The sequence below is a fragment of the Brevundimonas faecalis genome, from assembly GCF_040549405.1.
Taxonomy (GTDB): Bacteria; Pseudomonadota; Alphaproteobacteria; order Caulobacterales; family Caulobacteraceae; genus Brevundimonas; species Brevundimonas faecalis.
In genome coordinates this window covers 1,422,204-1,436,045 of record NZ_JBEPTF010000001.1, presented here as the reverse complement: position 1 = coordinate 1,436,045, position 13,842 = coordinate 1,422,204, and the positions used below count along the sequence as shown (strand labels likewise).

18 protein-coding genes are annotated in these 13,842 nt (G+C 65.8%); 4 read left to right on the top strand and 14 right to left on the bottom strand.

The window, feature by feature from the left end:
• Positions 1-85: 85 nt before the first annotated feature.
• Entirely contained in the window at positions 86-757 is a 672-nt protein-coding gene (locus ABIE19_RS07075; protein ID WP_354088415.1) for an aquaporin, read from the top strand.
• Here ABIE19_RS07075 and ABIE19_RS07070 read toward each other — a convergent pair whose 3' ends face one another.
• A complete protein-coding gene (locus tag ABIE19_RS07070) occupies positions 758-1,354 on the bottom strand; it encodes a hypothetical protein (RefSeq protein ID WP_354088414.1) in 597 nt (198 codons plus the stop codon).
• A gap of 54 nt (positions 1,355-1,408) precedes the next feature.
• Here ABIE19_RS07070 and ABIE19_RS07065 point away from each other — a divergent pair, with 54 nt between their 5' ends.
• Both ABIE19_RS07065 and ABIE19_RS07060 read left to right on the top strand, forming a co-directional pair.
• Complete coding sequence (locus ABIE19_RS07065; protein WP_354088413.1) at positions 1,409-1,936, top strand: dihydrofolate reductase; 528 nt, start codon at positions 1,409-1,411, stop codon at positions 1,934-1,936.
• 20 nt (positions 1,937-1,956) lie between these two features.
• Positions 1,957-2,277: a YbjQ family protein gene (locus tag ABIE19_RS07060; RefSeq protein WP_354088412.1), complete on the top strand. Its 321-nt coding sequence runs from the start codon at positions 1,957-1,959 to the stop codon at positions 2,275-2,277.
• Positions 2,278-2,282: 5 nt separating this feature from the next.
• On the opposite strand, the gene ABIE19_RS07055 is transcribed toward ABIE19_RS07060, so the two are convergent.
• The 12 genes from ABIE19_RS07055 to ABIE19_RS07000 form a co-directional block, all read right to left on the bottom strand.
• On the bottom strand, positions 2,283-3,092 hold the full coding sequence (locus ABIE19_RS07055; RefSeq protein WP_354088411.1) for a MetQ/NlpA family ABC transporter substrate-binding protein: 810 nt from the start codon (positions 3,090-3,092) through the stop codon (positions 2,283-2,285).
• A 19-nt stretch (positions 3,093-3,111) separates the two neighbouring features.
• Complete coding sequence (locus ABIE19_RS07050) at positions 3,112-3,768, bottom strand: methionine ABC transporter permease (RefSeq protein WP_354088410.1); 657 nt, start codon at positions 3,766-3,768, stop codon at positions 3,112-3,114.
• Entirely contained in the window at positions 3,768-4,757 is a 990-nt protein-coding gene (locus ABIE19_RS07045; RefSeq protein WP_354088409.1) for a methionine ABC transporter ATP-binding protein, read from the bottom strand. The genes ABIE19_RS07050 and ABIE19_RS07045 overlap by 1 nt, the downstream gene beginning before the upstream one ends.
• 1 nt (position 4,758) lies before the next feature.
• The gene (locus ABIE19_RS07040) at positions 4,759-5,157 is read right to left on the bottom strand and encodes a HesB/IscA family protein (RefSeq protein ID WP_354088408.1); all 399 of its coding nucleotides are present in this window, start codon (positions 5,155-5,157) and stop codon (positions 4,759-4,761) included.
• 10 nt (positions 5,158-5,167) lie between these two features.
• Positions 5,168-5,569, bottom strand: a complete 402-nt coding sequence (locus ABIE19_RS07035) for an SUF system Fe-S cluster assembly protein (RefSeq protein WP_354088407.1) — start codon at positions 5,567-5,569, stop codon at positions 5,168-5,170.
• A 5-nt stretch (positions 5,570-5,574) separates the two neighbouring features.
• Positions 5,575-6,828 carry an aminotransferase class V-fold PLP-dependent enzyme gene (locus tag ABIE19_RS07030; protein ID WP_354088406.1) on the bottom strand — a complete coding sequence of 418 codons (1,254 nt, stop codon included), beginning with the start codon at positions 6,826-6,828 and terminating at the stop codon, positions 5,575-5,577.
• Entirely contained in the window at positions 6,807-7,838 is a 1,032-nt protein-coding gene (sufD, locus tag ABIE19_RS07025) for a Fe-S cluster assembly protein SufD (protein WP_354088405.1), read from the bottom strand. Before sufD ends, ABIE19_RS07030 begins: the two co-directional genes overlap by 22 nt.
• 119 nt (positions 7,839-7,957) lie before the next feature.
• A complete protein-coding gene (gene sufC / locus ABIE19_RS07020; RefSeq protein ID WP_354088404.1) occupies positions 7,958-8,707 on the bottom strand; it encodes a Fe-S cluster assembly ATPase SufC in 750 nt (249 codons plus the stop codon).
• Positions 8,707-8,949, bottom strand: a complete 243-nt coding sequence (locus ABIE19_RS07015) for a hypothetical protein (RefSeq protein ID WP_354088403.1) — start codon at positions 8,947-8,949, stop codon at positions 8,707-8,709. Before ABIE19_RS07015 ends, sufC begins: the two co-directional genes overlap by 1 nt.
• Positions 8,946-10,412, bottom strand: coding sequence for a Fe-S cluster assembly protein SufB (sufB, locus tag ABIE19_RS07010; protein WP_354088402.1), 1,467 nt, complete (start codon positions 10,410-10,412; stop codon positions 8,946-8,948). Before sufB ends, ABIE19_RS07015 begins: the two co-directional genes overlap by 4 nt.
• Before the next feature lie 3 nt (positions 10,413-10,415).
• Entirely contained in the window at positions 10,416-11,552 is a 1,137-nt protein-coding gene (locus ABIE19_RS07005; protein WP_354088401.1) for a cysteine desulfurase family protein, read from the bottom strand.
• A complete protein-coding gene (locus tag ABIE19_RS07000; RefSeq protein ID WP_354088400.1) occupies positions 11,549-12,019 on the bottom strand; it encodes an Rrf2 family transcriptional regulator in 471 nt (156 codons plus the stop codon). The genes ABIE19_RS07005 and ABIE19_RS07000 overlap by 4 nt, the downstream gene beginning before the upstream one ends.
• Before the next feature lie 162 nt (positions 12,020-12,181).
• Here ABIE19_RS07000 and ABIE19_RS06995 point away from each other — a divergent pair, with 162 nt between their 5' ends.
• Positions 12,182-12,832, top strand: a complete 651-nt coding sequence (locus ABIE19_RS06995; RefSeq protein WP_331033667.1) for an alpha/beta hydrolase — start codon at positions 12,182-12,184, stop codon at positions 12,830-12,832.
• Between the two features lie 8 nt (positions 12,833-12,840).
• Here the strand turns inward: ABIE19_RS06995 and ABIE19_RS06990 are convergent, their stop codons facing one another.
• Complete coding sequence (locus ABIE19_RS06990; RefSeq protein ID WP_354088399.1) at positions 12,841-13,818, bottom strand: TerC family protein; 978 nt, start codon at positions 13,816-13,818, stop codon at positions 12,841-12,843.
• Between the last annotated feature and the right edge of the window lie 24 nt (positions 13,819-13,842).

Sequence of the window (13,842 nt, the reverse complement as noted above, 5' to 3'; positions counted from 1 at the left end):
TAACCCCGTCTGGCGAAGCGTCGGGACTCGGCGCACCCTCCTTTCTTTCCGCGCACAGGCGGATGCATGAAACGGGAGGGTTGTGATGTTGAAGAAGTTCATCGCCGAACTGATCGGCACCATGGTTCTGGTGCTGTTCGGTTGCGGGGCGGCCGTATTGGGCGGCTTCGATCATGTCGGGCAGTTGGGCATCGCCCTGGCCTTCGGCTTCGCCATCGTGGCCATGGCCTACGGCATCGGTCCGGTGTCGGGCTGCCACGTCAATCCGGCGGTCAGCCTGGGCGCCTTCATTGCTGGACGGATGAACGCCAAGGACATGGTGGTCTACTGGATCGCCCAGTTCATCGGCGCCGTCGTCGGCGCGGCCATCCTGGGCATGATCGCCAAGACCGGCTTCGCCAACCTGGGCCAGAACGGCTTCGACGCCGGATCGCCCGGCGGATACGGCCTGCACGCGGCCCTGATCTTTGAAGTCGTCGCCACCGCCATCTTCCTGGTCGCCATCCTGGGCGTGACCGGGGCCAAGGGGCACGGCGCTTTCGCCGGCGTCGCCATCGGCATCACCCTGGCCGTCATCCACATCGTCGGCATCCAGGTGACGGGCGTCTCCGTCAACCCGGCGCGCAGCTTCGGCCCGGCGCTTCTGGCCGGCGGTCAGGCCTTGAGCCAGGTCTGGGTCTTCTTCGTCGCCCCGGCGATCGGCGCGGTCATCGGCGGGCTTCTGTTCCGCCTGAACCTGCTGGAACCCGACGCCTGATCAGAGCGAGGCGACATCCGGCGCCGTCATCGACATGCGCCGCAGCTTCGCGCTGAGATCGTCGCGGCTTCCGGGCGCGGGCTCGAGCACCACGGTGTTCTTGACCGCGCCCAGGGAGACCGTGGCGCGATAGACGACCGCGTCGCCGGCCCTCAGGACCAGATGGGCTGTCGCCGCATTGTTTTGCGGGCCCGCCAGGCCGCCGAATCCTGCCGTCAGCCAATGCTCGCCAGGCTCGACGGCGACGGCGGTGAACCTGCCGCCCTTGATCTGGGCGAACTCGCGTCCGTCCAACGCCAGGTTCATGCCCGCCGCCATGGCCACGAATCCTTCGCGATAGACGACCGCCAGCGCCTTGCCCGGCGGCGGGATCAGGGACGCCGCCTGCGCGCGATCCTCATCCCCGGCCTGAACGCCCGCCCTGTTCCCTGCCAGATTGGCCATGATGTAGGCGGTGAAAACCCCGGCGAACAAACCCGTCAGCATGGGCAGCAGGCCCAGATCGACCCCCGCGGCCCCGCCCAGAAGGCCGATCAGGAAGGACACGACCACCAGGACGATAAAGCCGACGATCAGAGGCTTGGCGTACTTGTTCATTCAGGGCTCCCCCGCCAGACTGCGGACTGTTTCTTCGCCAACGGAATTATGAGCTTGAGCGTTCCCTCCATCGTCTTCGTCGTCGCCCGCGCCCGCAACGGCGTCATCGGTCGGGACGGCGATCTGCCGTGGCGACTGCGCTCGGACCTGCAACGGTTCAAGGCTGTGACTGTCGGCAAGCCCTGCATCATGGGCCGCAAGACCTGGGAAAGCCTGCCGCTCAAACCCCTGCCCGGTCGGCTGAATATCGTCCTGACCAAGGACGGCTCCTATGAGACCGAGGGCATGGCCAAGGGGGCGCTGGTCTGCTCGAATCTGAGCGACGCCCTGTCCATCGCCCGCGAGACCGCCGTCGAGGACGGCGTGGACGAGGTCTGCGTCATCGGCGGCTCTGCCCTGTTCGAGGCTGTCCTGCCTCGCGCCAAGCGGCTCTATGTCACCGAGGTCGAGGCGGAGCCCGAGGGCGACGCCTTCTTCCCCGCCTTTGACGAGGCCGATTTCGTGGAAATCGCGTCGGAAGCCCACTCGGCAGGCGAAAAGGACGACCACGCCTTCACCTTCCGCACCCTGGAACGTCGCTGACCCTTGAAAAGGAAACGCCCATGATCGTCGCCACCACCAATGATCTGCCCGGCTATCGCATCGTCCGTCACCTAGGCGTGGCGCGCGGCATCACCGTCCGTTCGCGCAACGTCATCTCCGACGCCATCGGCGGCGTTCAGTCGATGATCGGCGGCAAGGTCGGCGCCTATGTCAAACTGGCCGAAGCCGCCCGCCAGGAAGCCTTCGACGACCTGATCGTCCATGCCCGCGAGCAGGGCGCCAACGCCATCCTGGCCATGCGCTACGACGCCAATGAGATCATGCCCGGCGTGACGGAAGTCCTGGCCTACGGCACGGCCGTGGTGGTCGAACCCGCCTGACGCCCTCAGGCGGCGGGGATGACCGCGCCGTCGTACTTCTTGGCGATGAAGTCCTTGATCGCCTGGCTGCGCAGCGCGGTCGCCAGGGCCTGGATGCGCGGGTCGTTCTGGTTGTCCGGGCGCGCGACGAGGTAGTTCACATAGGGGCTGTCGGCGCCTTCCAGCGACAGGGCGTCAGCCTTGGGCTTCAGTCCGGCGTCCAGGGCGTAGTTGGTGTTGATCACCGCCGCATCGACCTGGGGCAGGATACGCGGAATGGTGGCCGCCTCGACCTCGCGGAACACCAGAGCTTTGGGATTGGTCGCGATGTCGCGAACCGTCTGCAACGGGTTCTGCGGATCCTTCAACGTGATCAGGCCCGCCGCCTGAAGCAGCAATAGGGCGCGGCCGGTGTTGGAGGCGTCGTTGGGCAGGATCACCTGGGCGCCGTTCGGCAGGTCCGCCAAAGCCTTGTGCTTACGCGAATAGAGACCCAGCGGCTCGACGTGGACGCCCGCCACCGTGACCAGGGTCGTGCCGCGCGCCGTATTGAACTCGTCCAGATAGGGTTTGGTCTGGAAATAGTTCACATCCAACCGTTTTTCAGACAGTTGCACGTTCGGCTGTACGTAGTCGTTGAAGACCTTGATCTCGATCGGCACGCCCTCGGCGGCCAGGATCGGCTTCACCTGCTCCAGGATTTCGGCGTGCGGCACGGCGGTGGCCCCGACCAGCAGAGGCGCACCCTCGGCCCCGGCCTTCTTGTCCGCACCCTGACCGCAGGCGGCGAGCGTCAGAGCGGCGACGGCGGACAGCAGCAGCGAACGGCGGATCATGGGGCAGGCTTTCGAAAAATCAGCGGTGCGAGACCTTAGCGACCAGACGGTCGCCGATCATCTGCAGAATTTGTACGAGGATCAGCAGCAGAACTACGGTCACGGCCATGACGTCGGTCTGGAAGCGCTGATAGCCGAAGCGGATAGCCAGGTCGCCCAGACCGCCCGCCCCCACCACGCCCGCCATGGCGGTATAGCTGATCAGGGCGATGGCGGTGACGGTCGCGCCGGCGATGATCCCCGGGAGGGCCTCGGGCAGCAGGGCCCGCGTCACGATCTGGAAGGTCGAGCCGCCCATGGCCTGGGTCGCCTCGACCACGCCCTTGTCCACCTCGCGCAGAGCCGTCTCGACCAGTCGCGCATAGAAGGGCGCAGCCCCCACGACCAACGGCGGAATGGCTCCGGCCACGCCCAGCGAGGTGCCGACCAGCAGCACCGTCACCGGCAGCATGACGATCAGCAGGATGATGAAGGGCACCGAGCGCAACACGTTGACGATCAGCGACAGCAGGGCGTTCAGCACCGGATTGGCCGCCAGCCGCCCCTTGCCCGACAGGTAGAGCAGCACGCCCAAGGGCACGCCCAGGATCACCGTCAGCACCAACGACCCGCCCAGCATCAACAGGGTGTCGATCGTCGCCTTGCCGATATCGGCCCAATCTACATTGGCGAACATCAGACCGCCTCCACCGCGACGCCGCGCGCCGTCAGTTGCGCCAGAGCCGCCTCGGCGTCGCCGCCGGTAAAGGCCACCGTCATCTGGCCGTAGGGCTCGCCCCGGATGCGGCTAATTCGTCCCGACAGGATCGAATAGTCGACGCCGACCACCCGCGCGACGCGGCTCAGTTCCGGCTCATAGGTCGAGGGACCACGGAAGGTCAGGCGGACCATCCGCGCTCCAACAGGCGCGACCGAGGCGTCGACCGCCTCCTCGCCCTCGGCCAGCATGGCGCGGGTCACGGCGTGCTGCGGGTGCAGGAAGACGTCGGCCGTCGCCCCCTCCTCCACGATCTTTCCGTCCTTCAGAACCGCCACCCGGTCGCAGACGCGGCGCACCACCTCCATTTGGTGGGTGATCAGGACAATGGTCAGGCCGAGGTCGCGGTTCAGCCCGTCCAGCAGGGTCAGGATGTCTTCGGTCGTCTCCGGATCCAGGGCGCTGGTCGCCTCGTCGCACAGCAGGACGCTGGGGCCGCAAGCCAGGGCGCGGGCGATGCCGACGCGCTGCTTCTGGCCGCCCGACAGCTGGGCCGGGTGTTTCTTCGCGTGTTCCGCCAGGCCCAGTTGGGCCAGCAGTTCCTTCACCCGCGCCTTCACCTCGGCCTCAGGCCGCCCCTCCAGCCGCAGGGGGAAGGCGACATTGTCCTCGATGGTCTTGGCGTTCAGCAGATTGAAGTGCTGGAAAATCATGCCGATCCGGCGGCGCGCGGCGCGCAGTTCGGCGGGATTCAGGGCCGTGATCTCTTGTCCGCCCACGAAGACCTTGCCCGCGTCGGGCGTCTCCAGCCGGTTGATGGCCCGGATCAGGGTTGACTTGCCCGCGCCGGAACGCCCGACCACGCCGAACACCTCGCCGCGCGCGACATGCAGATCGACGGCGTCCAGCGCCGTGCGCTCGCCCGCCGCGCTGCGGTAACGGCGCGTCACCCCCTCCAGTCGGATCATGTCAGTCGTCTCGCGAAGCGGCGGGAATGATGGTGACGCTCTCGCCGCAACCGCAGGCGTCCGTCTCGTTCGGATTGCGGAACACGAACTTGGACGCCAGCTTCGTGGTCTCATAGTCGATCTCGGTTCCGATCAGGAACAGGACCGCCTTGGGTTCGATCAGAATGACGACGCCCTTGTCCTCGACCACCTCGTCCAGCGGCTGAACCTCTTCGGCATAGGCGAAGGTGTATTCCTGACCGGCGCAACCGCCGTTCTTCACCCCGACACGCAGGCCGACATAGTCCTTCTCGGCGTTGTCCATGATCTCGCGCACGCGCGCGGCGGCGGCGTCCGTCAGAGTCACGGCCTTGGGCCGGGGGCGGCGCGGTCGGGTCGTTGCGGTCTGAAGCTCGGTCATCGGCGCCTCCTCAGAACATGTTCAGGGCCAGCTTGGCCTCGTCGCTCATCTTGGAGGAATCCCACGGCGGGTCGAACACCAGATTGGCCCGCGCGGACTTCACGCCCTCGACCTTCATCACCGCCGCCTCGACCCAGCCCGGCATCTCGCCGGCCACGGGACAGCCCGGCGCCGTCAGCGTCATCTCGACCAGGACGTCGCGATCGTCGGACACGTCCACCTTGTAGATCAGGCCCAACTCATAGATGTCGACCGGGATTTCCGGGTCGTACACCGTCTTCAGCGCCTCGATCAGGTCGTCCGTCAGCCTGTCCAGCTCGGCCTGCGACAGGGCGCTCTTCTGCGGCTCGTTCCAGCTGGCGGCGAAGGCGTCGCTGTCGCTGATCGCGGTTTCGGTCTTGGCGTCGTCCATACTCGTCACACGAAGAAGTTCCGCGCCTTGATCAGCGCATCCACGAAGGCGTCTGTATCCTCCATGGTGTTATATAGGGCGAAGGAGGCGCGCGTGCTCGAAGTCACGCCCAGTCTTTTCGCCAGGGGTTCGGCGCAGTGCAGACCGGCCCGCACGGCCACGCCGTATCGGTCCATGATCTGGGCCACGTCATGGGCGTGCGCGCCCTCGACGGAGAAGGTCAGCAGCGCGCCCTTCCCTTCGGCCTCGCCCAGGATGCGCAGCCAGTCATGGCCCTGCAGACGGTCCACGGCATGCCGATACAGGGACTGCTCATGCGCCTGAACCGCCGCCGGATCATACTGGCTCAGCCATTCCAGCGCCGCGCCCAGGCCGATGGCTTCCAGGATCGGCGGGGTGCCTGCCTCGAAACGGTGTGGCGGACGGGCGTAGGTCACACTCTCCTTCTCGACCGTCTCGATCATCTCGCCGCCGCCTTGATAGGGCGGCAGGGCCTCCAGCGCCTCGGCCGTGCCGTACAGGACGCCGATGCCCGTCGGCCCGAACAGCTTGTGCCCCGTCAGGACGTAATAGTCGCAGCCGATCGCCTGAACATCCGGCGCCGCGTGAACCGCGCCCTGGCATCCGTCGATCAGCACCCGCGCGCCTGCGGCATGAGCCAGACGCGTGATCTCGGCGACCGGATTGATGGTCCCCAGGACGTTCGACATGTGTGTGACGGCGACCAGCTTCGTCTTCGGCCCCAGCAGGGCGGCGAAGGCCTCCATGTCCAGCGAGCCGTCGTCCCGGATCGGCGCCCATTTCAGCACCGCGCCCCTGCGCTCGCGCAGCAGGTGCCAGGGCACGATGTTGGAGTGGTGCTCCATCTCGGTGACGATGATCTCATCGCCCGGTTCGATGCTCAGGCCGACGCCGTTGGCGACCAGATTGATCGCCTCGGTTCCGCCCTTGGTCCAGACGATGGTCTCGGGCGACGGTGCGTTCAGGAAACGGGCGACGATCTCTCGCGCAGCCTCATAGGCCTCGGTGGCCTCGTTCGACAGGGTGTGCAGACCGCGGTGGACGTTGGCGTAGCCGCCCTCCATCGTCGCGACCAGGGCGTCGATCACCGCGCGCGGCTTCTGCGCCGAGGCGGCGTTGTCCAGATAGACCAGAGGCTTGCCGTTCACCTGTCGCGACAGGATCGGGAACTGCACCCGAACGGCGTAGGGATCAAAGGCCTTCACAGACACGCCCTTCAGAGTCTGGCCGTCAGCCATGCGCTCACCACCTCCCTGGCCGCCTCGTCCTCGATGCGGTCGACGACCTCGAACAGAAAGGCCTGGACCAGCAGGGCGCGGGCCTCGTCGGCCGGAATACCGCGTTGCTGCATGTAGAAGAGCGCGCTTTCGTCCAGCGTGCCGACCGTATTGCCGTGGGCGCACTGCACGTCGTCGGCATAGATGATCAGCTCGGGCTTGGCGTCGATCTCGCCACGCTCGGATGCGATCAGGGCGTTGTGGGCCATGCGGGCGTCGGTGCCGTCGGCCCCGCGCTCGACGATGATCTTGCCCTGGAACACGCCGCGCGCCGTGTCGTGGACGACGCCCTTGATCAGCTGAGACGTCTGGCCGTCCGGTCCCAAATGATCAACGACGCTGGTCAGATCAGCGTGCCGGTCGCCTTTCAGGACGTATAGACCATCCATGCGAACGGTCGCGCCTTCTCCAGCATGAGCAATACGGGTTTCCAGTCGCTGCAACCGCGCGCCGGTCGCTGCGATAGTTTGACGATAGGCGGCGTTTTTCGAGAGACGCACCTCGGCAGACGTCACCGAAACGGCATCATGCGGCTCTTCGATCAGGATGACACGTTCAAGCGTCGCGCCTTCATCAACGATGAATTCGATCAGTGTGTTCGACAGATAGGCCTCGCCCCAACCTTCATGGCTTTCCAGAAGCGTGGCGTGGGCGCCGGCTTCGACCACCACGCCGATACGGGCATGGTGACCGGTCTTAACCGCGTCGCTCAGCAGGCGCAGGGCAAGAGCGCGTGGCGCGCCAGCCTTGAAGGAAATGATATAGACGCCTTCCAGCGCCTTGGCGGCGGCCAGGGCGCCCATCGGCATCTCGTCAGCCATCCGAGGCGCGTCGGGGCCAGCGTGATGCGCGACCTCAATACCTTCTTCCAGATCGTCGTCCGACCACCAATTCAGGCGACCGTTGGCGATCAGCACCTCATTGGTGGTCAGCGCCTTGAACGGCCCGTCGTTCGGCTCGCCTTCGGGCAAGGCCGGGGACAGTGGCGGTTCATCACGAACCCAGCGACGCAGGTCGGAATACTTCCAGGCTTCCGTGCGCCGCGACGGAATGGTCTCGACAGCCTTCAGATCAATACGAACCGGGGCGCTCATGCCGCGGTCGGCAGGAACTTGTCGTACCCTTCCGCCTCCAGCTCCAACGCCAGTTCGGGTCCGCCCGAGGCGACGATGCGGCCGGCGGCCAGGACGTGCACCTTGTCCGGTTTGATGTAGTCCAGCAGGCGTTGATAGTGGGTGATGACCAGCATGGACCGCTCGGGCGATCGCAGGGCGTTCACGCCTTCCGACACGATGCGCAGGGCGTCGATGTCCAGACCGGAATCCGTCTCGTCCAGGATCAGCAGCGACGGCTCCAGCAGGGCCATCTGCAGAATCTCCATCCGCTTCTTCTCGCCGCCGGAGAAGCCAACGTTCAGCGGCCGCTTCAGCATATCGAAGTCCATCTTCAGCGCCTGAGACGCCGCCTTGACCAGCTTCAGGAAGGCGGGGGCCGAGACCTCTTCCTCGCCCCGGGCGCGCTTCTGGGCGTTCAGCGCCGTGCGGATGAAGGTCATGGCCGGCACGCCGGGGATCTCCATCGGATACTGGAAGGACAGGAAGACGCCCGCCGCCGCGCGCTCGGCCGGGTCCAGGTCCAGCAAGTCCTGACCGTTCCACGATGCAGAACCGTCAGTGACCTCATAGCCGGGGCGACCCGACAGGCTGTAACCCAGCGTCGACTTGCCGGCCCCGTTCGGCCCCATGACGGCATGGACTTCGCCCGCCGGCACTTCGAGCGTCAGGCCCTTGAGGATCGGCTTGTCAGCGACCGAGACGTGGAGGTTGTTGATCTTAAGCATCAGTATTTCACGCTGGTATCGACTTCCGAAAGGATCGTCTTGGCTTTGACGAGCGCATCCATCAGTTCGTCGTAAGGGATGTCCCAAGCTTGGTTGCCTGACTTGGGGTAGATTTCAACTGCGAGGCCTGGCGGCTCAATTCGAACCTCAGCTATGACTTCATTGCCGACAGATAGCTCGCAAGTCAGGAAGTCGCGGTCTGGCGGAGAAGCGATGAGCAACTCGATCTTTGCCTCACTCACCCCACGCTCCCCTCAAGGCTGATCGCCACAAGCTTCTGCGCCTCGACGGCGAATTCCATCGGCAGTTCCTGCAGGACGTCGCGGACGAAGCCGTTGACCAGCAGGGCGACCGCCTCTTCCTCCGACAGGCCGCGCTGCTGCGCGTAGAAGAGTTGGTCTTCCGACAGGCGGGTCGTCGTCGCCTCGTGCTCCAGCTGGGCCGAGCCGTTGCGGGCCTCGATATAGGGGATGGTGTGCGAGCCGCACTCCTTGCCGATCAGCAGGCTGTCGCACTGGGTGAAGTTGCGCACGCCCGTCGCCTTGGGGTGCACCGAGACCAGGCCGCGATAGGTCGAGTCCGACCTGCCCGCCGACACCGCCTTGGCGATGATCCGGCTCTTCGAGTTCTTGCCTAGGTGGATCATCTTGGTGCCGGTGTCGGCCTGCTGATGCCCATTGGTGATGGCGATGGAGTAGAACTCGCCCGAGCTTTCCTCGCCCTTCAGGATGCAGGACGGGTATTTCCAGGTGACGGCCGAGCCGGTCTCGACCTGGGTCCACGACACCTTCGAGCGGTCGCCGCGGCAGTCCGCCCGCTTGGTGACGAAGTTGTAGATGCCGCCCTTGCCCTCGGCGTCGCCGGGATACCAGTTCTGGACCGTCGAGTATTTCACCTCGGCGTCGTCCAGGGCCACAATCTCCACGACCGCCGCATGCAGCTGGTTCTCATCGCGCATCGGCGCGGTGCAGCCTTCCAGATAGGAAACATAGCTGCCCTTGTCGGCGATGATCAGGGTGCGCTCGAACTGGCCCGTCTGACTGGCGTTGATGCGGAAATAGGTCGACAGCTCCATCGGGCAGCGCACGCCCGGCGGGATATAGACGAAGGATCCGTCGGAAAAGACCGCGCTGTTCAGGGCCGCGAAATAGTTGTCAGACACTGGCACAACCGAGCCGAGATATTGCCGAACCAGATCAGGATATTCGCGCAAGGCCTCGGAAATCGGCATGAAAATCACACCGACCTTGGCCAGTTCCTCCTTGAAGGTGGTCACAACGCTGACGCTGTCGAAGACGGCGTCCACAGCCACCTTGGGCGCGCCCTGCACGCCGGCCAGGACCTCCTGTTCCTTCAGCGGGATGCCCAGCTTCTTGTAGACTTCCAGAATCTCGGGATCGACCTCGTCCAGCGACTTCGGCCCCTCCTTCTGCTTCGGCGCGGCGTAGTAGTAGAGGTCCTGGTAATCGACGGGCTCGTATTTCACCGCCGCCCAGGTCGGCTCCTCCATCGCCAGCCAACGCTCATAGGCGGCCAGACGCCATTCCAGCATCCATTCCGGCTCGCCCTTCTTCTCGGAGATGAAGCGGACGATGTCGGCGTTCAGGCCCTTGGGCGCGAACTCCTGCTCGATGTCCGAGGTAAAGCCGTGCGCATACTTCTCCAGCGCGGCGACGGCTTCGACAGTTTCCTTAACAGCAGCCATAACTTACGCGACTTCCTTCACGCGCTCTGACAGGCGCGCCTTATGCTTGTTCCAGGCCGTGACCCAGGCCTCGGCGAACCGGTTCCAGTCGTCCTCGGTCGTTCCCCAGCCGCCGGAGACGCGCACGCCCCCGGTCGCCAGATGATCCAGCCCCATGGCGCTGATGGCCTTGGACGGCTTGACCTTGCCCGACGAACAGGCCGAGCCGGCCGAGACCATGACCCCGACCAGATCCAGGGTGATCAGTTGCTGCGGGCTGTCCCAGCCCTCGACAGCCATGAACAGGGTGTTGGGCAGGCGTTCGACATCGCCGCCGATGATGGTCGCGCCCGCCGCCCGGACCTTGTCCGCCGCCGCGTCGCGCCATGCGACATGGGCCATGGCCGCCTCCAGATCGCGAGCGGCGCAATCGGCGGCGGCTCCAAACCCGGCGATGCCCGGCACGTTCTCGGTCCCGGCGCGCAGGCCGCGCTCCTGTCCCGCGCCGTGCAGGATGCGCACGGCGGCGACGCCTTCCTTAAGAACCAGGGCGCCCACGCCCTGCGGCCCGCCCAGCTTGTGCGCCGACAGGGTCAGGCTGTCCGCGTCCAGCGCGTGCATATCGACCGGAATCTTACCCGCCGACTGGATGGCGTCGACGTGCAGCCAAGCCCCCGCTGCGCGGACCAGAGCCGCCGCCTCGGCGATCGGCTGGATCACGCCGCTTTCATTATTGGCATGATGAATAGCCACGACGGCCCGGCCCGGGCGCGCCAGCGCCTCGGTCAGCCAGGCCAGATCGACCACGCCGTTCGCATCGACCGGCAGAACTTCTACAGGCGCGCCCGACGCCGTCGCAGCCTCGGCCACGCAAGGATGCTCGGTCGCGCCGACGATCAGCCGCTCGCACCCGGCCGCCAGAGCGCTGACAACGGCCTGGGCGTTGGATTCCGTGCCGCCCGAGGAAAAGACGATCGCTGTCGGGTCGGCGCCGACCAGGTCCGCCACCTGGGCGCGCGCCGTCTCGATACGGGCGCGAGCGCGGCGTCCAGCAGCGTGTACGGCGGACGGATTGCCGTTATCCGCCAAGGCCTTGGCCATGACTTCCTGAACTTCCGGACGAACCAGGCCCGAGGCGTTGTAATCCAGATAGACGCTCACGCCGCCGCCTCCATACCTGCGGCAGCCGAGGTCGCCCCCATGCGCGCCTGACCCGTGCGGTTGTGGATCACGTCTTCCAGACTGACGCTGGCGAGATAGCGATGGATCTCCTGCCCCAGGTCTTCCCAGAGATGGTGCGTGATGCAGCGCTCTCCCTTGATCATGCAGCCGCGAGGCGAGCCGGCGCCGACGCAGCGTGTGGCGCGGATAGGCTCGTCGACCGCCAGGACGATCTCAGCCACGACCGTCTCATGCGCGCCGCGCGCCAGGCGATAGCCGCCCCCGGGGCCGCGCACGCTCTTGACCAGACCGCTTTTGCGCAGACGGGCGAACAACTGCTCGAGATAGGACAGGGAGATTTCCTGACGCAGCGCGATCTCGGCCAGGGACACCGCGCGATCCTCGCCGTTGCGGGCCAGATCAGCCATCGCCATCACGGCGTATCGTCCTTTTGTCGACAGACGCATAGGATGCCCTCAAAAATTGCGCGCTTTTCGGGGGCCATGTGGTAGAACCCGCGCCCTCGCCGACAATGCGCGCCACGCCGGGACGACTTAGAAAGTCCTACTGCATTGGTCAAGTATTGTCCGACCGCGAAACGACAGTTGAAGACAGGATTCCGCTGATCCATGCCTGAAGTCATTCTTCCCGGCGCCTCGGGCCGCATCGAAGGCCGCTATTCGCCCGGCAAGCGCCCCAATGCGCCGATCGCCCTGATCCTGCACCCTCACCCCAAGGCGGGCGGGCACATGAACAACCCGGTGGCGGTGACGCTGCACCAGTTGTTCGTCCAGCGCGGCTTCGCCACCCTGCGCTACAACTCGCGCGGCGTCGGCAAGTCCCAGGGCGAGTTCGACAGCGGCATCGGCGAACTGGCCGACGCGGCCACGGCCCTGGACTGGCTGCAGGCCAACAACCCCGCCGCCACCCAGACCTGGGTCGCCGGCTATCAGTTCGGCGCCTACATCGGCATGCAGCTTCTGATGCGCCGGCCGGAAACGGACGGCTTCATCTCGGTGTCGCCGCCCTCGAACATGTACGACTTCAGCTTCCTGGCCCCCTGCCCGGCCTCGGGCCTGTTCCTGCACGGCACGGCCGACACCGTCGTGCCGCCGGTCGAGGTCGAGCGCGTGGTCAACAAGCTGCGCACCCAGAAGGGCATCGTCATCGACTACGAACTGGAAGAAGGCGCGAGCCACTTCTGGCAGGACCACATCGGCGCGGTCGAGCGTCGCGTCGGCGCCTATCTGGACAAGCGACTGGCCGAAAACCCGGCCTGATCCGCGTCTCAGCGCGGAGGCCCGGCCTCCGCGCGCGTCCGCCACAAGGACCACAGGATTCCCGCCCCCAGGATCGCCGCCGTCGCCGTCAGGGAGACGACGGGCGGGATCTTCTCCAGCCCCAGCAGAGGCGCGGCGAACACCTTTCCCCCGATAAAGACCAGCAGAACCGCCAGGGCCTGCTTCAGATAGGCGAAGCGGTGGATCACCGCCGCCAGGGCGAAGTACAGGGCCCTGAGCCCCAATATGGCGAAGATGTTGGACGTGTAGACGACATAGGGGTCCGTCGTGATGGCGAAGACCGCCGGGACGGAATCCACGGCGAAGATCACGTCCGCGAACTCGATCGCCACCAGGGCCAGCAACAGGGGCGTGGCGTGAAGCCGGACACGTCCGGACCTCCCCGCCGCCCTCACCACGAAGGCGTGACCGTGCAGTTCCGGCGTGACTCGCATCCGTCGCCTCAACCACAGCAGCAGACGATTGTCGGCGATGTCCGTTTCCTCATCCCGGACGAAGAACATCCTGATCCCCGTCAGGATCAGGAAACCTGCGAAAACATAGAGCACCCAGTCATAGCGCTCGACCAGGGCCGCGCCGCCGCCGATCATGACCGCCCTCAGCACGATCACGCCCAGGACGCCCCAGAACAGGACCCTGTGCTGATAGCGGCGCGGGATGGAGAAGGCGGCGAATATCAGGGCGATAACGAAGACATTGTCCATCGCCAGGCTCTTCTCCACCGCATAGGCGGTCAGATATTCGATCGCGCTGTCCGCCCCCAGCCAGGCCCAGACGCCTGCCCCGAAGATCAGAGCGATGGCGACATAGAAGGCTGAAAGCGCCAGGCTTTCCCGCACCCCGATCTCATGATCACGCCGGTTGAAGACACCGAGGTCCAGCGCCAGCAGGCCGACCACGAGCGCCAGAAACCCCGCCCACATCCAGGCGGGCTTGCCCATCCAGTCCAGCAGAAGCCATTCCATGACCGCCTCGCGCGCCGTTGAAGG